The 19,756-nt window shown below is 63.6% G+C and carries 18 protein-coding genes and 1 pseudogene; 11 read left to right on the top strand and 8 right to left on the bottom strand.

Annotated elements, in window-relative coordinates; translation table 11 throughout:
- Window positions 1–12 precede the first annotated feature (12 nt).
- Window positions 13–2,334: a dipeptide ABC transporter ATP-binding protein gene (locus tag ACVMIM_RS26475; RefSeq protein WP_476115477.1), complete on the top strand. Its 2,322-nt coding sequence runs from the start codon at window positions 13–15 to the stop codon at window positions 2,332–2,334.
- 13 nt (window positions 2,335–2,347) lie between these two features.
- On the opposite strand, the gene ACVMIM_RS26470 is transcribed toward ACVMIM_RS26475, so the two are convergent.
- Window positions 2,348–2,938 (bottom strand): transglycosylase SLT domain-containing protein, encoded by a 591-nt coding sequence (locus tag ACVMIM_RS26470; RefSeq protein WP_476115475.1) that lies wholly within the window; start codon window positions 2,936–2,938, stop codon window positions 2,348–2,350.
- A gap of 212 nt (window positions 2,939–3,150) precedes the next feature.
- Here ACVMIM_RS26470 and ACVMIM_RS26465 point away from each other — a divergent pair, with 212 nt between their 5' ends.
- Together ACVMIM_RS26465 and ACVMIM_RS26460 are read left to right on the top strand one after the other, a co-directional pair.
- Entirely contained in the window at window positions 3,151–4,689 is a 1,539-nt protein-coding gene (locus ACVMIM_RS26465) for a trimethylamine methyltransferase family protein (RefSeq protein WP_476115474.1), read from the top strand.
- A 64-nt stretch (window positions 4,690–4,753) separates the two neighbouring features.
- A complete protein-coding gene (locus ACVMIM_RS26460) occupies window positions 4,754–7,180 on the top strand; it encodes a GcvT family protein (protein WP_476115473.1) in 2,427 nt (808 codons plus the stop codon).
- Between the two features lie 85 nt (window positions 7,181–7,265).
- Here the strand turns inward: ACVMIM_RS26460 and ACVMIM_RS26455 are convergent, their stop codons facing one another.
- The gene (locus tag ACVMIM_RS26455; protein WP_040995908.1) at window positions 7,266–7,658 is read right to left on the bottom strand and encodes a DoxX family protein; all 393 of its coding nucleotides are present in this window, start codon (window positions 7,656–7,658) and stop codon (window positions 7,266–7,268) included.
- Window positions 7,659–8,126: 468 nt separating this feature from the next.
- Between ACVMIM_RS26455 and ACVMIM_RS26450 the strand changes: the two genes are divergently transcribed.
- Entirely contained in the window at window positions 8,127–8,339 is a 213-nt protein-coding gene (locus ACVMIM_RS26450; RefSeq protein WP_476115471.1) for a hypothetical protein, read from the top strand.
- A 26-nt stretch (window positions 8,340–8,365) separates the two neighbouring features.
- Here the strand turns inward: ACVMIM_RS26450 and ACVMIM_RS26445 are convergent, their stop codons facing one another.
- Together ACVMIM_RS26445 and ACVMIM_RS26440 are read right to left on the bottom strand one after the other, a co-directional pair.
- Entirely contained in the window at window positions 8,366–9,142 is a 777-nt protein-coding gene (locus ACVMIM_RS26445) for a VOC family protein (RefSeq protein ID WP_476115469.1), read from the bottom strand.
- Window positions 9,143–9,161: 19 nt separating this feature from the next.
- On the bottom strand, window positions 9,162–9,338 hold the full coding sequence (locus ACVMIM_RS26440; RefSeq protein WP_476117479.1) for a hypothetical protein: 177 nt from the start codon (window positions 9,336–9,338) through the stop codon (window positions 9,162–9,164).
- On the opposite strand from ACVMIM_RS26440, the pseudogene ACVMIM_RS26435 reads away from it, so the two are divergent.
- From ACVMIM_RS26435 to ACVMIM_RS26415, 5 genes and pseudogenes are all read left to right on the top strand, one after another.
- Window positions 9,319–10,052 (top strand): annotated as a pseudogene (locus ACVMIM_RS26435) (gamma-glutamylcyclotransferase). The gene ACVMIM_RS26440 and the pseudogene ACVMIM_RS26435 overlap by 20 nt on opposite strands.
- 115 nt (window positions 10,053–10,167) lie before the next feature.
- Window positions 10,168–11,532 (top strand): NAD(P)-dependent oxidoreductase, encoded by a 1,365-nt coding sequence (locus ACVMIM_RS26430; RefSeq protein ID WP_476115467.1) that lies wholly within the window; start codon window positions 10,168–10,170, stop codon window positions 11,530–11,532.
- A 2-nt stretch (window positions 11,533–11,534) separates the two neighbouring features.
- Window positions 11,535–12,848, top strand: a complete 1,314-nt coding sequence (preA, locus tag ACVMIM_RS26425) for an NAD-dependent dihydropyrimidine dehydrogenase subunit PreA (protein WP_040995898.1) — start codon at window positions 11,535–11,537, stop codon at window positions 12,846–12,848.
- Between the two features lie 336 nt (window positions 12,849–13,184).
- On the top strand, window positions 13,185–13,715 hold the full coding sequence (locus tag ACVMIM_RS26420) for an RrF2 family transcriptional regulator (protein WP_040995896.1): 531 nt from the start codon (window positions 13,185–13,187) through the stop codon (window positions 13,713–13,715).
- A gap of 11 nt (window positions 13,716–13,726) precedes the next feature.
- Entirely contained in the window at window positions 13,727–14,185 is a 459-nt protein-coding gene (locus tag ACVMIM_RS26415; protein ID WP_278048391.1) for a carboxymuconolactone decarboxylase family protein, read from the top strand.
- A 38-nt stretch (window positions 14,186–14,223) separates the two neighbouring features.
- On the opposite strand, the gene ACVMIM_RS26410 is transcribed toward ACVMIM_RS26415, so the two are convergent.
- Both ACVMIM_RS26410 and ACVMIM_RS26405 read right to left on the bottom strand, forming a co-directional pair.
- Window positions 14,224–14,946 (bottom strand): SDR family oxidoreductase, encoded by a 723-nt coding sequence (locus ACVMIM_RS26410; RefSeq protein ID WP_476115465.1) that lies wholly within the window; start codon window positions 14,944–14,946, stop codon window positions 14,224–14,226.
- A gap of 5 nt (window positions 14,947–14,951) precedes the next feature.
- Entirely contained in the window at window positions 14,952–15,788 is an 837-nt protein-coding gene (locus tag ACVMIM_RS26405) for an SDR family oxidoreductase (protein ID WP_476115464.1), read from the bottom strand.
- A 103-nt stretch (window positions 15,789–15,891) separates the two neighbouring features.
- Here ACVMIM_RS26405 and ACVMIM_RS26400 point away from each other — a divergent pair, with 103 nt between their 5' ends.
- A complete protein-coding gene (locus tag ACVMIM_RS26400; protein WP_476115462.1) occupies window positions 15,892–16,764 on the top strand; it encodes a helix-turn-helix transcriptional regulator in 873 nt (290 codons plus the stop codon).
- Between the two features lie 15 nt (window positions 16,765–16,779).
- On the opposite strand, the gene ACVMIM_RS26395 is transcribed toward ACVMIM_RS26400, so the two are convergent.
- Window positions 16,780–17,409, bottom strand: coding sequence for a TetR family transcriptional regulator C-terminal domain-containing protein (locus ACVMIM_RS26395; protein ID WP_476115460.1), 630 nt, complete (start codon window positions 17,407–17,409; stop codon window positions 16,780–16,782).
- A gap of 239 nt (window positions 17,410–17,648) precedes the next feature.
- On the opposite strand from ACVMIM_RS26395, the gene aptA reads away from it, so the two are divergent.
- Window positions 17,649–18,977 carry an omega-aminotransferase AptA gene (aptA, locus tag ACVMIM_RS26390; protein WP_040996225.1) on the top strand — a complete coding sequence of 443 codons (1,329 nt, stop codon included), beginning with the start codon at window positions 17,649–17,651 and terminating at the stop codon, window positions 18,975–18,977.
- 95 nt (window positions 18,978–19,072) lie between these two features.
- On the opposite strand, the gene ACVMIM_RS26385 is transcribed toward aptA, so the two are convergent.
- Window positions 19,073–19,711, bottom strand: coding sequence for a TetR family transcriptional regulator C-terminal domain-containing protein (locus ACVMIM_RS26385; protein ID WP_476115458.1), 639 nt, complete (start codon window positions 19,709–19,711; stop codon window positions 19,073–19,075).
- Between the last annotated feature and the right edge of the window lie 45 nt (window positions 19,712–19,756).

Below are 19,756 nucleotides of genomic sequence, written 5' to 3'. Positions count from 1 at the left end.
TTGGAGCGACCCATGAACGAGGCAGTTCGAAATCCGGCTCAACCAATCATCGAGATCGAGAACCTCTCGATCTCCTTCTTTACCCGCAAGGGCGAGATTCCGGCCGTAATGGATTTTTCCTGCACGGTCATGCCCGGCGAGGCGATGGGCATCGTCGGCGAGTCCGGCTGCGGCAAGTCGACCGTGTCGCTCGGCATCATGCGCGATCTTTCCAACATCGGGAAGATCGTCGGCGGCCGCATCAAGTTCCAGGGCCGTGACATGGGCGAGATGTCCGAGGAGGAGCTGCGCGCCATCCGCGGCAACAAGATCGCCATGATCTACCAGGAGCCGATGGCGAGCCTCAATCCGGCGATGAAGATCGGCCAGCAATTGATGGAAGTGCCGCTGATCCACGACAAGGTGTCGAAGGAAGAGGCGTATAACCGCGCCCTGGAGATGGTGCGGGCGGTGAAGCTGCCCGACCCGGAGCGCATGATGCGCTCCTATCCGCACCAGCTTTCCGGCGGCCAGCAACAGCGCATCGTCATCGCCATGGCGCTGCTGTCCAAGCCGGCGCTGCTCCTGCTCGACGAGCCGACCACCGCGCTCGACGTCACGGTCGAGGCCGGCATCGTCGAGCTGGTCAAAGGGCTCGGCGAGAAGTTCGGCACCTCGATGATTTTCGTGTCGCACAATCTCGGCCTCATCCTCGAGACCTGCGACAAGATCACGGTGATGTATTCCGGCGAGGCGGTCGAGACCGGCAAGATCGAGGACGTCTTCGATCGGATGCGCCATCCCTATACGCAAGGGCTGTTCCGTTCGATCCCGCTGCCTGGCGCCGACAAGAATTCGCGGCCGCTGATCTCCATTCCCGGACAGTTGCCGCTGCCGCATGAGCGGCCGAAGGGCTGCAATTTCGGGCCGCGCTGCCACCATTTCGTCGAGGGTGTCTGCAACGCGGCGGAAATCCCGATGATCCCGGTGGAGGGCCATGAGGGGCATTTCTCCCGCTGCGTGCGGTTCAACGAGATCGACTGGGAGGCGCTGCCGCCCGGCGCCAAGAAGGTCAACGAGAAGGTCGAGCCCGGCGCGCCCGTGCTGAAGATCCAGGACCTCAAGAAATACTACAAGGTCGGCGGCAGCGAGGTGTTCGGATCAAGCGAAGGCCGCGTCGTCAAGGCCAACGAGACGATCTCGTTCACCGCGCGCGAATCCGAGACGGTCGCGATCGTTGGCGAGTCCGGCTGCGGAAAGTCGACGCTCGCCAAGGTGCTGCTCGGCCTCGAGACCGCGAGCTCCGGCACGGTGACTTTGGCCAATAAGGAGATCCAGTCGACGGGCATCGAGCGCCGCGGCGTCGATACCGTCTCGTCGATCCAGATGGTGTTCCAGAATCCGTTCGACACGCTGAACCCCAGCCACAGCGTCGGCTCGCAGATCATCCGCACGCTGGAGAAGTTCAATGTCGGCAAGACGGTCGCCGAGCGGCGCCAGCGCATGCTGGAGCTGCTCGACCTGGTGAAGCTGCCCAGGGCCTTCGAGACCCGCAAGCCGCGCCAGCTTTCGGGCGGCCAGAAGCAGCGTATCGGCGTTGCGCGCGCCTTCGCCGGCGATGCCAAGGTGGTGGTGGCCGACGAGCCGGTCTCGGCGCTCGACGTCTCGGTGCAGGCGGCGGTGACCGAACTGCTGATGGACATCCAGCGCAAGAACAAAACGACGATGCTGTTCATCAGCCACGATCTGTCGGTGGTGCGCTACATCGCCGACCGCGTCGTCGTCATGTATCTCGGCTACATCGTCGAGCAGGGCACGACCGACCAGATCTTCTCGCCGCCCTACCATCCCTATACCGAGGCGCTGCTGTCGGCGATCCCCATCGCCGACACAAGCGTGGTCAAGAAGCACATCGTGCTCGAAGGCGACATTCCCTCGGCCATGAACCCGCCGACCGGCTGCCCGTTCCAGACGCGATGCGGCTACAAGAAGCTGGTGCCGGACAATCTGTGCGAGACGCAGGTGCCGCCGGTGAGGAATCTCGGCGGCGGCCATACGAGCCTGTGCTGGCTTTCGGACGACGTGCTGGCCAAGATGGAGCCGGTCATCAAGTTCGACAAGGAACATGCCGCGCGTGAGGGCGTGCCGGATGATGCGCCGCACGGCGAGGGGCCGGGCTTTGCCGGTACGCCGCCGCAGCGTCCGGACGGCAAAAACGCCAGTGCGGAAGCCGACGCGATCAAAGAGGGTGCCGAGGAGAACGACGCCGTGCTCAAGGCCCGTCGCCACGAAGTGCGCGACGAGGATTCGGAAACCGGTGTCTCAAGGCCGAAGGACACGACAAGGCGGCACTAACCCGGGACGGGTGTCAACTGCCGCATTGCCGTAGCTGCGCTGCATAGTCGCGCGCCATCTGGTCGGTGGCGCGCGCGTAGCTTTGAACGCCGGCGTCGCCGCGGTTGCCACGGCCATAGGCGGTCCAGCCGAGATAATAGGCCAGGTAGAGGCTGTAGGTGTCGTTGCGGGCGACACCGAAAGTGTCGGCGGTCTTGGAGTGATACCAGCCGACGAAATCGATGGCGTCGGCAAAGCGTGTCCGGCGCGCGGCCCAGTTGCCGGTCTCGCTTTGATATTGCGACCATGTGCCGTCGAGCGCCTGCGAGTAGCCGGTGGCGCTCGAGACATGCTTCCACGGGATGAAGCCGAGCAGCTTGGTGCGCGGCGGGCGGGCATTGCTCTTGAAGCCGGATTCCTTGCGCACAGTCGCCATCAGCACGGGAACGGGAACCCCGTATTTCTGTTCGGTTCGCTCGGCGGCGGACTGCCAGTTGTCGAACCAGCCGTCATTCTGGTCGAAGACGGCGCAGACATTGTTGATGTGGCTGGGCGCCGTCGCGCAGGCCGAAAGCGCCAGCAGCACGGAGACAGCGACAATTTTACTAAAACTCGACCTACGCATTGGAAGACGAATAGGCCGAAATCATAAAAGGAGTCTTGCTCGCTTCCTTAACGCGGACGCGGGAGGTGCGAAAAAGCCGAGTGCCGATATTACGACTGTTTGTGTCGCTATTCTTTTCCTCGATTTTGAAAAATGCCGCCTTGGCTAAAATCACGCCGGCAAATGGCGAATTCCTGACAGCTCGCATGTGATGCCGGCGCTCTGATGCGCGCATGAGCGAACCAAGACGCAAGCGCGGCGCCGAGCGCACCAGCAACCGGGGACCTGCCGCCATCCCGCAACTGCCGCCGCGGCGGGTGGAGAACCCGTATCCCCCAATGGCGCTGCTATCGGCCGACCAGATCGAGGCCATCCACCAGGCATCGATGCATATTTTGGAGAATTTCGGCATCGAGGTGATGAGCCCGCGGGCGCTGTCGCTGTTCGAGCGCGCCGGCGCCAAGGTTGACCGAGGCTCGATGAATGTGCGCGTCGATCGAGGCATGGTCGAGGAGGCGCTGAGGTCGACGCGCAGCAGCTACACGCTTACTCCGCGCAATCCCGCGCACGCGATCCATCTCGGCGGCAGCACCATCAATTTCACCCTCGTCGCCGGCCCGCCCAATGTGCACGACATGGAACGCGGCCGCCGCGCCGGCAACCTTGCCGACTACTCGGATCTCATCCGGCTGGCGCAGCATTTCAACTGCATCCACATGCTCGGCAACCAGGTCTGCGCCCCGATCGAGCTGCCGGCGAACACACGGCACATGGACACCTATTTCGCCAATCTGACGCTGACCGACAAATGCTTCCATGTCTCGGCGATCGGTCGGGGCAGGGCGCTTGACGGCATCGAGATGATGGCGATTGCGCGCGGGCTGACGCTCGAGCAGATGGCTGAGGACCCCGGCATCACCACCATCATTTCGGTCAACTCGCCGCGCCGCTTCGACGAGATGATGGCGGAAGGGCTGATGACCATGGCCGAATACGGCCAGTCGGTGGCGGTGACGCCGTTCACGCTGATGGCCGCGATGAGCCCGGTAACGCTGGCCGGCGCGCTGGCCCAGCAGAACGCCGAGGCGCTGTTCGGCATCGTGCTGACGCAGTTGGTTCGCCCCGGCGCGCCGGTGATGTATGGCGCCTTCACCTCCAATGTCGACATGAAGTCGGGCGCGCCGGCCTTCGGCACGCCGGAAAACACCAAGGCCAACATCGCTTCGGGACAATTGGCACGGCGCTACAAACTACCTTACCGCACGACGCCGGGCTCGGCCTCCAACGCCGCCGATGCGCAAGGCGCCTATGAGACGATGATGGCGCTGTGGGGCGCGGTGCTGGGCCACGGCAATCTCGTCTATCATGCCGCCGGCTGGCAGGAGGGCGGGCTGACGGCGTCGTTCGAAAAACTCATCATCGATGTCGAGATGATCCAGCACATGATGGAATTCCTGCGGCCGATCGTGGTCGACGAGGCGGAACTCGCAGTCGAGGCGCTGGGCGCGGTGCCGACCGGCGGCCATTTCTTCGGCGAGCCGCACACGCTGGAGCGCTACGCCACCGCCTTCTACCAGCCGATGCTTTCCAACTGGCAGAATTACGAGGCCTGGCAGGAGGCGGGGGCGCTCGACACGACAGCGCGCGCGACCAGGCTTTGGAAGAAAGCGCTGGAGGAATATGTCCAGCCGGCCATGGACCCTGCCGTCCGCGAAGCGCTCGAGGCCTATGTGGCGCGCCGAAAGGAAGCGATCGGGCAGGGTGAGCCCTAAAGGAACAGCTTCCCATCCTGATTCATTTCAATCTCTCAAATCACTGAACCAACGAGAAAAAACCATGAAGTCGCATGCAAAGGTCGTGGTCATCGGCGGCGGTGTCGTTGGATGTTCGGTGCTGTTCCATCTTGCCCGCTATGGCTGGACCGATGTCGTGCTGCTGGAGCGCGACGAGCTGACTTCCGGTTCGACCTGGCATGCGGCCGGCGGCATGCACACCATCAATGGCGATCCCAACGTCGCCAAGCTGCAGAAATACACGATCTCGCTCTACAAGGAGATCGAGGAGCTTTCGGGACAGGCCACCGGCGTGCACCTCACAGGCGGCGTGCTTCTGGCGGCGACCGAGGCGCGACTCGACTGGCTGCGCGGCGTGGTGTCGAAAGGCCGCTATCTCGGCATCGACCTTGAGGTGATCTCGGCGAAGGAAGCCGCGGAGCTGATGCCGCTCATCGAGCCCAGCCAATTTGTCGGCGCGGTCCGCAACAAGGAAGACGGCCATCTCGACCCGTCCGGTGTGACGCACGCCTATGCCAAGGCGGCGCGGAAACTGGGGGCCGAGGTCGAGCGCTTCACCAAGGTCGAGGACATCGTACGCCGCCCCGACGGCCTATGGCGCGTCATCACCAACAAGGGCGATATCATCGCCGAGCATGTCGTCAATGCCGGCGGGCTGTGGGCGCGCGAGGTCGGCCGCATGGTCGGGCTCGAACTGCCGGTGCTGGCCATGGAGCACATGTACCTGATCACCGAGGACATGCCGGAGGTCGCCGACTGGAACAAGAGGACCGGCACCGAGATCATCCACGCGGTCGATTTCGACGGCGAGCTATATCTGCGCCAGGAGCGCGGCGGCATGCTGATGGGCACTTATGAGAAGGCCAACAAGGTCTGGTCGGAATTCCAGACGCCGTGGAATTTCGGCCACGAGCTGCTGGAGCCGGACATCGACCGCATCGCGCCGTCGCTGGAAGTCGGTTTCCGTCACTTCCCCGCTTTCCAGAAGACCGGCATCAAGCAGATCATCAACGGCCCCTTCACCTTCGCGCCGGACGGCAATCCGCTGGTCGGTCCGGTGCGCGGCCTGCCGGGCTTCTGGGTCGCCTGCGGCGTGATGGCCGGCTTCAGCCAAGGCGGCGGGGTTGGGCTCGCACTCTCCAACTGGATGATCGAGGGCGACCCGGGCGCCGACATCTGGGCGATGGACGTGGCGCGCTATGGCGACTGGGCGACGATGGCCTACACCAACGCCAAGGTGCGCGAGAATTATTCGCGCCGCTTCTCGATCCGCTTTCCCAACGAGGAACTGCCGGCCGGGCGTCCGCTGAAGACGACGCCTCTCTACGACACGCTTGCCGCTAAGGGCGCGCAATGGGGCGTGTCCTATGGGCTCGAAGTGCCGCTCTGGTATGCGCCCGAAGGCGTTACCGACGAGTTTTCCTGGCGGCGTTCCACCGACTTCGAGCATGTCGCCAAGGAGGTCGCGGCGGTGCGCAACGGCGTTGGCCTGTCGGAGATTTCGAACTTCGCCAAATACAAGGTGACGGGAAAGGGTGCTTCCGCCTGGCTCGACCGCATATTCGCCTGCAAGCTGCCCAGGCGCGGCCGCATGACTCTGGCGCCGATGCTGAAGGACGACGGCAAGCTGATCGGCGATTTCACTTTGGCCAACATCGACGACAGCGAGTGGTTCATCGCCGGATCCGGCGTTGCCGAGCAGTATCATATGCGCTGGTTCGAGGCGCATCTGCCCAAGGACGGCTCGGTGCGGATCGAGGCGCTGGGCCAGAAGCTCACCGGCCTTGCGATTGCGGGGCCGAAGGCGAGGGAAGTGCTCGCCAAGGCCACCCACGCCGATGTCTCCAACACCGCCTTCCCCTTCATGGCGGTTGCGCGGATGGATGTTGGCATGGCGCCGTGCCTGGTCGGCCGCGTCAGCTACACCGGCGATCTCGGCTACGAGATCTGGGTGGCGCCGGAATACCAGCGTGCAGCTTACCAGGCGCTGCTGGCTGCGGGAGAGGAATTCGGCATCGGGCTGTTCGGCTCACGGGCGCTCAACGCGCTGAGGCTGGAAAAGAATTACGGCTCATGGGCGCGCGAATACCGGCCGATCTATGGTCCGCTCGAGGCCGGGCTCGACCGGTTCGTCGCTTATGGCAAGGACGCCGATTTCATCGGCAAGGAGGCAGCGCTGGCTGAGCGCAGAGAGGGCGGCAAGCTCAGGCTGCGTGCCTTCATCGTCGAGGCCGCCGATGCCGACGTGATCGGCGACGAGGCGATCTGGCATGACGGCGCCGTGCGCGGCTGGGTCACCTCCGGCGGCTATGCGCACCATTCCAAGAAGTCGGTCGCCATGGGCTATGTGCCGAAGGAGATCGCCGACAGATCGGATGGTTTCGAGATCGAGATCCTCGGCAAGCGCCAAGCGGCGCGCGTCCAGGCGGCGCCGCTGTTCGATGCCAATTTCGAGCGGATGCGCGGCTAGAGCGATTCCAAGAAAAGTGCGAAGCGGTTTTCCGTCCTGAATTGCCTCAAAGCAAAAAGCCTCCAGGCGCGCAGCCTTCGACGCTTCAGGCGCTGCGACGGTTGTCCACTGCGAAGGCGCCGGAGCCGGCGAAGATCAGATAGAGGAAGATGAAGCAGAAGGAGATCGCCAAGTCGCCGCCATTGTCGACGGGGAAGAAGCCGCGCGGGAAGTGCGCCATGAAATAGGCGACCGCCATTTCGCCGGCGAGAAGGAAGGCGACCGGACGGGTGAATAGCCCGAGCGCAAGCAGGATGCCGCCGGCGAATTCGAGGATGCCGGCGGTCGCCGTCAGCCCGGTGAGGGCGTGTGGCTGGGCGCCGGCCGGGAAGTTGAACAGCTTCTGCGAGCCATGTTCGATGAACTGCAAGGCGGTCATGATGCGCAACACGCCCAGCGCTTGCGGACGGTACTGGGCAAGGCCCTCGAAAAGCTTCATCTAAAACTCCATTTACCCCCCGTTCGGCCATAAATTATCGCCCGCCAACGGACCACTCACTTCCCATGGCCTGGGATCAACAATCGGTGAGTGGAAATGGCTCCCTTATTTCTTCTCGTTATGGTTGCATATTTATCCTTATAGTTGTATCTCCTAGTGGATGCGTATCAACACCACGAGAGGCCGATGCCATGAGAAAAGTCATCCTCACCTTGTCTGCTTTGCTTGCATGCACCGGCTTCGCCATGGCTGCCGGCAACGGCTGTGACGCCTTCAAATGGCCGGTCGCACGCGAGCAAGCCCTGTTTCCGGCGGCGCCCGCGGCGCAGTCCGGCGCCGCCTTGACGGTCGGGCAAGCGGTGCATTTCTCGCTCGCGGCTGTCGACACTGTCAGCTTTGAAGTGCCGCCGGAGCGCGCGCCGAAAGCCGGCACGTTCGGCGCGACGGCCAGCGTGACCGTGCCGCCTGATGGGCGAGCTGCAGCTCAGCATGTCCGACGAGGCCTGGATCGATGTTGTACAGGACGGCCGCACCGTCAAATCGGCGGCCTTCAGCGGCGTGAAGACCTGCCCTGGGATCCGCAAGAGCGTGCGCTTCAAGCTTGCGGGCGGCGCGGCGATCATTCAGCTCAGCGGTGCGAAAAAGGCCGATCTGAAGCTGGCGGTGCTGACGCCGGAGTGACCGGCGCCAGCCGGCGAGTAGGCGCTCTACCGCACAGGCGCCAGCAGCGCGAAATGCGCGCCTTGCGGGTCCTGGCACTGGATGATCCACTGGCCGCTCGGCACCTCCATCGGCCCCATGATGACCTTGCCGCCATTGTCGGTGACGCGTTTGGCCGCGGCGTCGATGGCGTCGACGTTGAAATAAAACTGCCAGACGGGAACCGGGATCTGCGGCGGCTTGTTCATCATGCCCCCGCCGGATTCGGGGCCGGCACCGAAGGTTTTATAGATACCCATCTCGCCCATGTCGAACTCGCCGGCACTCTCCCAGCCGAACTGGCTGGAATAGAAGTCGAAGGCGGCTTTCCAGTCCGAGGTGTAGAGCTCGTGCCAGCCGACATGGCCGGGCGTGGTCGCCGGCACCGGCGGCTGGTCAGGCTGGTTGGGCTGAAGGAACATGAAGGCCGCCCCTTGGGGGTCGGCAACAACGGCGAAGCGGCCGACACCCGGAATGTCGTCGGGCGCGCGATGGACCGCGCCGCCGGCATCCTTGAGCGCTTGCGTCGAGGCGTCGACATCCTTGGTGTAGATATAGCCCAGCCAGGCCGGCGGCATGCCCCTCTTGGCGGGCTCTTCCGGCATCGTCATCAGCCCGCCGACGCCGCGCATGGCGGAGTTCACGACGATGTAGCGGGGCATGCCGGGCGCCTTGTCGAAGGGCTCGGCCTTCCAGCCGACAACGGCGGTATAGAAAGCCTCGGCCGCGTCGAGGTCGGTGGTCATCAGTTCGTACCAGAAGAAAGGTTGCGGGGATTTCGGCATGGTCGGTCTCCTCACCGGTTCAGGCCGCGATCGCGGTTCGATCCATCCCAGGACGATCCTGGCGGCAGAAATCCGACATGGGCCGAAAATCCCGGACGGCAAGGCGCTCCGCCCCGATCTTGCATAGCCCGCGCGTTTCGACTTTGCTGCCGTCAAAGAGGGGTTCGCGTTTTTCCATGCGCCAGATGTCGCTCACGCCCGAGCTTGTCGCTCTTTGCCATCGCGACGAGACCGATCCCGGTCCGAGCGGGGAATGGACGCAACTCAGCGTCGACGATTTCCGCGCGCTCGCCACGCGTCTCGCCGTCGAAGCCGACGCGGGACCGCTTTGGGTGTTCGCCTATGGCTCGCTTATCTGGAAGCCGGCCTTCGAGTCCGTCGAGCAGCGGCGCGCTTCGGCCCATGGCTGGCATCGTTCCTTCTGCCTGGATCTTGTGCGCTGGAGAGGCAGCGCCGAGCAGCCCGGATTGATGATGGCGCTTGAACGCGGCGGACGCTGCGACGGCGTGACTACCGCCTGCCGGAGGGTGACAAGGCCACCCAGATCGAAAGGCTGTTGCGACGCGAGATCGACGACCACGAAGCCGTTGCCTCCGTCAGGTGGGTTCCGGTGCGCACGGCGCAAGGCAGGGTGCGGGCGCTGGGCTTTTGGGTTGGCGTGACCGGCAGGGGGACGTCTCTCGGACAGCCGCTGGAGAAGGTGGCATGGGTGCTGGCACGCGCCTGCGGCCATGTCGGCTCCGGCGCCGAATATCTCTACAACACCGTCAGCCATCTCGAGACCTTCGGCATCCACGATCGCAATCTGTGGCGGCTGCAGAAACTGGTGGCGGATGAGATCCGGTCGATTCATTCCGCGAGGTTGGAAAATGCGGAGCCGTCTGATGGGCAGGCAATGGCTATAATATGACTGTAATTATCATGTTTTTGTTCAAGCAATACAGGCACTTGGCCGAAAATTGACCAATTGATAAAAAAATAAAACGTGCTAGCCTCCCCCCAAAACGACAACAAGGGGAACTGGAATGGCGACTGGTCATTTCATCGAGGGCATTGCCGGCGGCCGGCTGTCTTCCGAGCAATATGCCGACAATTTTTCCGACCTGCATCCGCCGCTCGATCACCATGAGGCGCTGGTCGAATCCGATCGCTGCTATTTCTGCTACGACGCGCCGTGCATGAACGCATGCCCGACCTCGATCGACATCCCGCTGTTCATCCGTCAGATCGCGACCGGTAACCCGCTGGGTTCGGCCAAGACGATCTTCGACCAGAACATCCTTGGCGGCATGTGCGCCCGCGTCTGCCCGACCGAGACGCTTTGCGAAGAGGCCTGCGTGCGCGAGGTGGCCGAAGGCAAGCCGGTGCAGATCGGCCGGCTGCAACGCTACGCCACCGATGTGGCGATGGGCGAGGGCAAGCAGTTCTACAAACGCGCCGAAGCGACTGGCAAGAGCATTGCCGTGGTCGGCGCCGGACCGGCCGGGCTGGCGGCGGCGCATCGCCTTGCCCGCCACGGCCATGACGTGACGATCCTGGAGGCGCGGCCGAAGGCCGGCGGCCTCAACGAGTATGGCATCGCCGCCTATAAGAGCGTCGACGATTTCGCCCAGGCCGAGGTCGACTATGTGACTTCGATCGGCGGCATCGACATCCAGAACGGCAAGGCGCTTGGCCGCGACTTCCAGCTTGCCGACCTGATCCGCAACTACGACGCGGTCTTTCTCGGACTCGGGCTCGGCGGCGTCAATGCGCTGCGTGCCGAAGGCGAGCACGCGGACGGCGTCGCCAATGCGGTAGAATTCATCTCCGAATTGCGCCAGGCAAGCGACCTCTCCAGCCTGCCGGTCGGCCGGCGCGTCGTCGTCATCGGCGGCGGCATGACGGCGATCGATGCCGCTGTGCAGTCGAAGCTGCTCGGCGCCGAGGAAGTGACGATCTGCTATCGCCGTGGCCAGGAGCACATGAATGCTTCCGGCTTCGAGCAGGATCTGGCCGCCGCCAACGGCGTCACCATCCGCCACTGGCTGCAGCCGAAGCGTGTCATTGCCGAGAACGGCAAGGTGTCGGCGATCGAGCTCGAATACACCGCGATGAGCGGCGACAAGCTTATCGGCACCGGGGAAACGCTGCGGCTCAATGCCGACCAGGTGTTCAAGGCGATCGGCCAGAGCTTCGTGCCGGCGCATCTCAACGGCAGCGCGGAACAGATCGAGCTCGAAGGCGGCCGCATCAAGGTCGATGCGGAAGGGCGCACCTCGCTGGCCAAGGTCTGGGCCGGCGGCGACTGCATCTTCGGCGGCGACGATCTGACAGTTTCGGCTGTGGCGCAAGGGCGCGACGCGGCCGAGTCTATCCACCGGGCACTGACCTCTAATGGGAGGGCATGAGCATGGCAGACATCCGCAACACCTTCATCGGCATCAAGTCGCCCAATCCATTCTGGCTGGCCTCGGCGCCGCCGACCGACAAGGCCTATAATGTCGAGCGCGCCTTCAAGGCGGGCTGGGGCGGCGTGGTCTGGAAGACGCTGGGCGAAGAAGGCCCGCCGGTCGTCAACGTCAACGGTCCGCGCTACGGTGCGATCTGGGGCGCCGACCGCCGCCTGCTCGGCCTCAACAATATCGAGCTGATCACCGACCGCGACCTGCAGACCAACCTGCGCGAGATGAAGCAGGTGAAGATGAACTGGCCGGATCGGGCGCTGGTCGCCTCGATCATGGTGCCTTGCGTCGAGGAAAGCTGGAAGGCGATCCTGCCGCTGGTCGAGGAGACCGGAGCAGACGGCATCGAGCTCAATTTCGGCTGCCCGCACGGCATGAGCGAACGCGGCATGGGGTCGGCCGTCGGCCAGGTGCCGGAATATATCGAGATGGTCGTGCGCTGGTGCAAGCAGTATACGCGCATGCCCGTCATCACCAAGCTCACGCCCAACATCACCGACATCCGCAAGCCGGCGCGGGCGGCCAAGGCCGGTGGCACCGACGCGGTGTCGCTGATCAACACGATCAACTCGATCACCGGCGTCGATCTCGACAATTTCGCGCCGATGCCGACCATCGACGGCAAGGGCTCGCATGGCGGCTATTGCGGTCCGGCGGTGAAGCCGATCGCCATGAACATGGTGGCCGAGATCGCGCGCGATCCGGAGACGCACGGCCTGCCGATTTCCGGCATCGGCGGCATCACCACCTGGCGCGACGCTGCCGAATTCATGGCGCTCGGCGCCGGCAATGTGCAGGTCTGCACGGCGGCGATGACCTATGGCTTCAAGATCGTGCAGGAGATGATCGCGGGGCTGGAGAACTGGATGGACGAGAAGGGCCATGCCTCGCTCTCCGACATCATCGGCCGCGCCACGCCCAATGTCACCGACTGGCAGTATCTCAATCTTAACTATGTCGCCAAGGCGCATATCGATCAGGATGCCTGTATCAAATGCGGCCGCTGCCACATCGCCTGCGAGGACACTTCGCACCAGGCGATCACCAGCATGGTCGACGGTGTCAGGCATTTCGAGGTGATCGAGGCTGAATGCGTCGGCTGCAATCTCTGCGTCAATGTCTGCCCGGTGGAGGGCTGCATCACGATGCAGCCGCTGGCCGCCGGCGTACTCGACCAGCGCACCGGCTTGCCGGTGTCGCCGATCTACGCCAACTGGACGACGCATCCCAACAATCCGATGGCCAAGGTGGCCGCGGAGTAGGGTTCCTCGCCCCACGAAGTGGGGAGAGGTGGCCCGGCGAAGCCGGGACGGAGAGGGGCCTTCGGGGTGGCTGGGCGCCGCCGAGGCCCTGATTTCCTTTTACTTTTCTTGCGCCTCGTCCTTGGCACGGTTCTGACTTCGCAGAGGGTGTCCCCTGTCTGTCCCGGCTTCGCCGGGCCACCTCTCCCCCGCTTTGCGGGGTGCGAGAAACCCAAGCCCTGCAAAGTGCCGTTCTCTCTCATCCTGCCATTGCGAATTGACGGGGCAATTTTCATTTCTCTATTGCAGATAATCTTTATCCAAGATAAAAGATATCCATGAATTGGAGGTAACACCATGAAACTGGGCGATGGCGTCGAAGCGGCCATCCACTGCGCGGCGACGCTGGCCAGCGTAGACGGCAACAGTACCATGCCAGGCGCGGCCCTTGCGGAGTGTTTTGGACTGTCGCCGAGCTATCTGCTGAAACATCTCAATCAGCTCACGGCAGCGCGCATCCTGGAATCGGTGCCCGGGCCAGCGGGCGGCTACCGCCTGGCGCGTGCGGCGGAACAAATCACGCTGCTCGATATCGTGCTGGCGGTCGAGGGGCGTGAGCCTGCTTTTCGTTGCGGCGAAATTCGCCAGCGTGGTCCGGTCAAGATCGACGCGTCGGCCTACGTCAAACCCTGCGGCATCAATGTCGCGATGCTCAAGGCGGAGCGCGCCTATCGGGCAGCGCTCGCCGAAGTGAAGCTGTCCGACATCGTCGCCGATTTTATGAACGACGCCGATCCCCGCACGGTCGCTGCAAGCTGCGCTTTCGTCGAGCGCCACCAGCGGTCTCAGAAAGTTCAACCAAGCTCAAATCAACCAGGCAAAGCGTGAAAGGTAAAATGATGAAACAGAGGCTGCAGTTCTTCGCCAAAGCGCCGGAAATCATGAAGGCGGTTACGGCTCTCAACAAGGCCGTCGAGGAGTGTGGGCTGGAGGCAAGCCTGATGCATCTCGTCAAGCTCAGGGCTTCGCAGATCAATGGCTGCTCTTACTGCGTGGAGATGCACAGCCGCGAGGCAAGGCGAGACGGCGAGACGGAGACCCGCCTTTATCTGGTCGCCGCCTGGAAGGAATCGCCGCTGTTTTCCGAACGCGAGCGCGCCGCGCTCGCCTGGACCGAGAAGGTGACGAACATTTCGGAGAACGGCGTCCCAGACGATCTCTACGCCAGCACGCTGGAGCAGTTCTCCGAGGAGGAACTGGTCAAGCTGACGGTGGTGATCGGCATGATCAACACCTGGAACCGGCTCTGCGTATCCTTCCACGCCATCCATCCGATGCCGGCCGCCAAGGCCGCCTGATTCGTCGGGGCGCGCGGATGGAAATCCGCGCGCCTCCTCTATGCCGCGAAGCGGAGGCCGCCGTCACAGGTCAGCACCTGACCGGTCATGAAACCGTTGGAGACCAGGAAGGCGATCGCTTCGGCGACGTCCTCGGCGCGGCCGATGCGGCCGACCGGCGTCTTGCCGGCATATTCGGCAAACACCGCCTGCCGCTGATCCTCGGGGAGAAAATCCCACCAGGGTGTGTCGATGACGCCGGGCGCCACGACGTTGACGCGCAGCGGCTTCAGCTCGACAGCCAGGATCGGCGCGACGGTCAAAAGCATGCCGTTGATGGCGCCGATGCCGGCGACGCCGGGCGCTGCAATCTGCGCCGAGACGGCCGAGATGAAAGTGACCGATCCGGCCTTGTTCAAGGTCGGCAGGGCCGCCTGCAAGCAGGACAGTTGCGGCCGGATCTTCTCGTCGACGCCGCTGCCGATATCGGCAAGATCAAGCGTCGCGAATGGTCCCAGACCTTTGCCGCCGCTTGCGGCGAGAACCAGGTGATCGAACGGCCCAAGGCGCTCGAAGAAATTCCGGACCTCGTCCGGCTTGGTGGCGTCGAAAGCGGCCTTGCCGACGGTGCCGCCCAGGCTCTTCCAGGCGCTCTTCAGCTTCTCCTCGTTGCGTCCGGTGATCGTCACTTTCATTGCGGGGCTGACCAGCTTTTTGGCCGTCGCGAGACCGATGCCGGATGAGCCGCCGATGATGACGCAATGTTCGATGGTCTCGTTCATGAATGTTATTCCTTGGATGTCGTAGAAGCTTCTCTGGTAAATTCGAGGCTCAGTGCCCGCAATTGGCGGCGGGCCTTTTCGTCATAAGCCTGGGCGTCGGCGCGCGATTCCCGCTGGCCGTCGAAATACAGCCCGCTGCGGCGTTCGAGCGCCGGCGAGGTTGCCAGGTTGAGGATGGCGTCGGCGCCGGTCTCGACCGAGCTCCACGGCGTGATGCCCGCCTGCCGGACCATGGTGGTGTCCATATAGCTTGCCGGATGGAGCGCATTAACGGTTACACCGGTACTCTCGAGCTGTTCAGCCAGATCGACGGTGAACAGGATCTGCGCCAGCTTGCTCTGGCAGTAGGCCCGCACGCCGCTATAGCCATGCGTCAGCATGACGTCGTCGAAGTCGATCGCCTGCTGCCCGGCCGAGGCGACATTGACGATGCGTGCCGGCGCGCTCGCCTTGAGCAAAGGCAGAAGCTCTGAGGTCAGCAGGAAACCGGCAAGATAGTTGACGGCGAAACGCAGCTCATAACCGTCCGCACTGACCTGCCTTTTCGCGCCCTGGCCGGCGGTGCCGACGCCGGCATTGTTAATCAGGATGTCGAGCCGATCGGTTCGGGTGCGCACCGCTTCGGCAAGGCGGCGTACTTCGGCCAGCGTAGCGAGATCGGCGGCGAGGAATTCCGCCCTGCCGCCCTTTGCCTCGATGGCGGCCACGGTCGCCTTGCCGCGGCTTTCGTCGCGGCCATGCACCAGCACACGGGCGCCGGCGGCGCCGAGCCTTTCCGCCACCACGCGGCCGACACCGTCAGTCGAGCCGGTGACGAGAATTGTTTTGTCCTTGACTTCCATGTTCAGAGCCTCCTTGCGCTGCTCTGAACGGAAAGATGGGGCACGGCGCTCAAGCCAAACAGTTCAAACTTTATCCTGGTATCGGTACTGCTATATTAACTGGATGGATGCCATCGCCCATTCCCCCGAAGATCATCGCCGGCGCGAGCTGGGCGCCTTCTTGCGTTCCCGCCGCGAGAGGCTTTCGCCAGATGCCGCCGGCATCGCTTGCGGCGCGCGGCGGCGCACGCCCGGGCTGCGGCGCGAGGAGGTGGCGATGATCGCCGGCGTCGGCACGACCTGGTACACCTGGCTGGAGCAGGGCAGGGATGTGCGGCCTTCGGTCGAGGTGCTGTCGGCGCTCTGCCAGGCGCTGCGGCTCGACGCCGCCGAGCAGCGCCATCTGTTCACGCTCGCTGGCCGCCAGCAGCCCGAGCGGCGGCGCATCGTGCCGGCGAAGGTCGAAGGGCCTTTGCTGCACATGTTGCAGAGCCTGGTGCTGCAGCCGGCGTATGTCGTCGGCCCGCGCTGGGACGTGCTGGCATGGAATGACGCGGCGGTGGCCATTTTCGGCGACTACGGCCAATTAGAGGGCGATGCCCGCAACATCATCCACGGCGTCTTCACCGACCCGCACCGGCGGCATCTACTGGTGGACTGGGAGCAACTGGCGCGCGCGACCCTGGCCGCCTTCCGCGCCGAGAGCGCGAAATACACCGGCGATCCAGACTTCGAACGGCTGATCGCGCTGATGATGCGCTCGAGTCCGGAGTTTCGCGAATGGTGGCCGCAGCGCGATGTCGTCCACCGGCTCTCCGGCCTGAAGCATCTGCGGCATCCGATCGCCGGCGCGATGACGTTCGAGCATATGAGCCTGTCGATCGACGACGGCTCGGATATGCGGCTGATCGTCTACACGCCGCTTGCCGAGCATAACTCAGTCGCCAAGCTGAAGAAGCTGCTCGAGGGGCTTCCATCCGAACGGCGCAGCGCCTGAACGACCAGAGTAAGGTCAACCCTTCGGCTTTAGCCCATCGAGAAACAACTGCTCCAGAAACCTTGCCGCGTCCTCGAAGCGGCCGTCGCCGCCGCGGTCGGCGCCGAGCACGGCGCGCACCTGGACGTCGAAATCGGCATAATGCTGCGTCGTCGCCCAGATCGAGAAGATCAGGTGCCAGGGATCGGTGCGGGCGATCTTGCCGGCGCGCATCCAGCCCTTGATGACGGCGGCTTTCTCGTCGACCAGGGTCTTCAGCTCGCCCTCCAGCATCGGCTTGATGCGCGGCGCGCCCTGCAGGATCTCGTTGGCGAAGAGCCGGCTTTCGCGCGGAAAATCGCGCGCCATCTCCAGCTTCCTGCGGATATAGCTTCTGAGCTCGGTCAGCGGGTCGCCGATGTCGTCAAGCTCGCGCAATGGCGCCAGCCAGGTGTCGAGCAGGCGCTGCATCAACGTCTCGTGAATGTCTTCCTTGCGGCGGAAATAATAAAGGAGGTTGGGCTTCGACATGCCGGCGGCTTCGGCGATCTGGTCGATGGTCGAACCGCGAAACCCGTTGGCGGAGAAGACTTCGAGCGCGGCTTCGAGGATGAGCTCGCGCTTTTCCTGCTGGATGCGGGTGCGGCGGGGAGCGGAGCCATCCATTGCCGCCGTCATCCTTGCCGGCCGTCAGAACGCAGGTTCTCTGGACCAATTGTCTGGACCAGTTTTTCCCTGGACTGTGGAGCGCGCTTTTTATGCCGCATTTCCGCTAGTAATCCTTTGACCGCCGACGGGCGGCGCTAACGTTTGTCCAACCGGTCAAAAATTTTGCGTAGCACGAAAAGGCAGCAAAGACCAACCGTTGGCGGCACCGAAACAGGTTACAAGGGGAAGTCTTGGTCATGTCCAACCGGCTGAAAGTCACGCCGAACGATCTCAGCGCATTCTGGATGCCGTTCACGGCAAACCGCCAGTTCAAGCAGGCGCCACGCATGTTCGTGTCCGCGAAGGACATGCATTACACCACCAGCGACGGCCGTAAGGTGCTCGACGGCACCGCGGGCCTGTGGTGCGTGAACGCCGGCCACTGCCGGCCGAAGATCACCGAAGCGATCCAGCAACAGGCCGCCGAGCTCGACTATGCGCCCGCTTTCCAGATGGGCCACCCGGTCGTGTTCGAGCTGGCGAACCGCCTGGTCGATATCGCGCCCAAGGGCATGGACCATGTCTTCTTCACCAATTCCGGATCGGAATCGGTCGAGACCGCGCTCAAGATGGCGATCGCCTATCACCGCGTTCGCGGCGAGGGCTCGCGCACCCGCCTGATCGGCCGCGAACGCGGCTATCACGGCGTCAATTTCGGCGGCATCTCCGTCGGCGGCATCGTCGCCAACCGCAAGATGTTCGGCACGCTGCTCGGCGGCGTCGACCATCTGCCGCACACGCATCTGCCGGAGAAGAACGCCTTCTCGAAGGGCGTGCCGGAGCATGGCGCGGAGCTCGCGAACGAGCTCGAGCGCCTCGTCACGTTACATGATGCCTCGACCATCGCGGCCGTCATCGTCGAGCCGGTCGCCGGCTCCACGGGCGTCATCCTGCCGCCGAAGGGCTATCTGCAGAAGCTTCGGGAAATCTGCACGAAGCACGGCATATTGTTGATTTTCGATGAAGTGATCACCGGCTTCGGCCGCCTCGGCACGCCGTTCGCGGCGGATTATTTCGGCGTCACGCCTGATATCATGACCACCGCCAAGGGCGTCTCCAACGGTGTCATCCCGATGGGCGCGGTGTTCGTCAAGAAGGAGATCCACGACGCCTTCATGACCGGTCCGGAACACATGATCGAGTTCTTCCACGGCTACACCTATTCGGGCAATCCGATCGCCTGCGCCGCGGCGCTCGGCACGCTGGACACCTACAAGGAAGAGGGCCTTTTGACGCGCGGCGAGGAGCTGGCGCCTTACTGGGAAGACGCGCTGCATTCGCTCAAGGGCGAGCCGCATGTCATCGACATCCGCAATATCGGCCTGATCGGCGCGATCGAGCTGGCGCCGATCGCCGGCAGCCCGACCAAGCGGGCGTTCTCGGCTTTCGTGAAGGCGTTCGAGCGCGGCGCGCTGATCCGCACCACCGGCGACATCATTGCGCTGTCGCCGCCGCTGATCATCACCAAGGGCCAGATCAACGAACTGATCGACCATGTTCGCGATGTGCTGAGGTCGATCGACTGACAAGCCGCCGCGGACACCCTTCCCGTTGAGGGGAGGGTGTCCGCGAAGCGGCCAGGCGAGGTCGGCTCGACGCGTCGATCTCGAGGGAGGGCGATTCAGGCGGGCTGCGCGCCGATGCCTGTCAGGATCACCCGCTTGATGTTTTCCTTGGCCTCCCGCCATTGCTGGTCGGAGAGCGACTTGCCGCCGTTCAGCGTCTCGATCTGGTGCCCGAAATCGGCGTAATGCTGGGTCGTGGCCCACAGCATATAGAGCAGATGCCGCGGGTCCACCGGGTCCATCTTGCCCTCCTCGATCCAGCGCCTGATGATCTCGACGCGGCCGTCGGTCCATTCGCGCAAAGTCGATTCCATATAGTCCTGAAGCACCGGCGCGCCGTGCATCACTTCCGAGGCCCAGACCTTCGACCCGTCCGGGTGGCGGCGCGATATTTCCATCTTGGCGTCGATATAGGCGCTGATGCCGTCCACCGGGCCGCGCGCCGCATCGAAGCAATTGGCCGCCTGCAGCCAGATCTCGAAAATGTTCTGGACGACGGACCGGTAGAGCTCTTCCTTGGTGGCGAAATAATAGTGGAGATTAGCCTTGGGCAGTCCCGCCAGATCGGCGATCAACTGCATCGTGGCACCGCCGAACCCGGCTTCCGCGAACACTTTTTCGGCAGCGAGCAGAATGGCTTTCTCATTCTCCCGCCTTATGTCCTGTCGCCGCATGGGACGGGTGGGTTCGGTCATGTCTCCCCCAAGATTCTCGTTGACCGCTTGGTCAGCTTGTGTAGT

The sequence above is a fragment of the Mesorhizobium sp. USDA 4413 genome, assembly GCF_056280365.1.
This window is presented reverse-complemented; position numbering and strand designations above follow the sequence as displayed.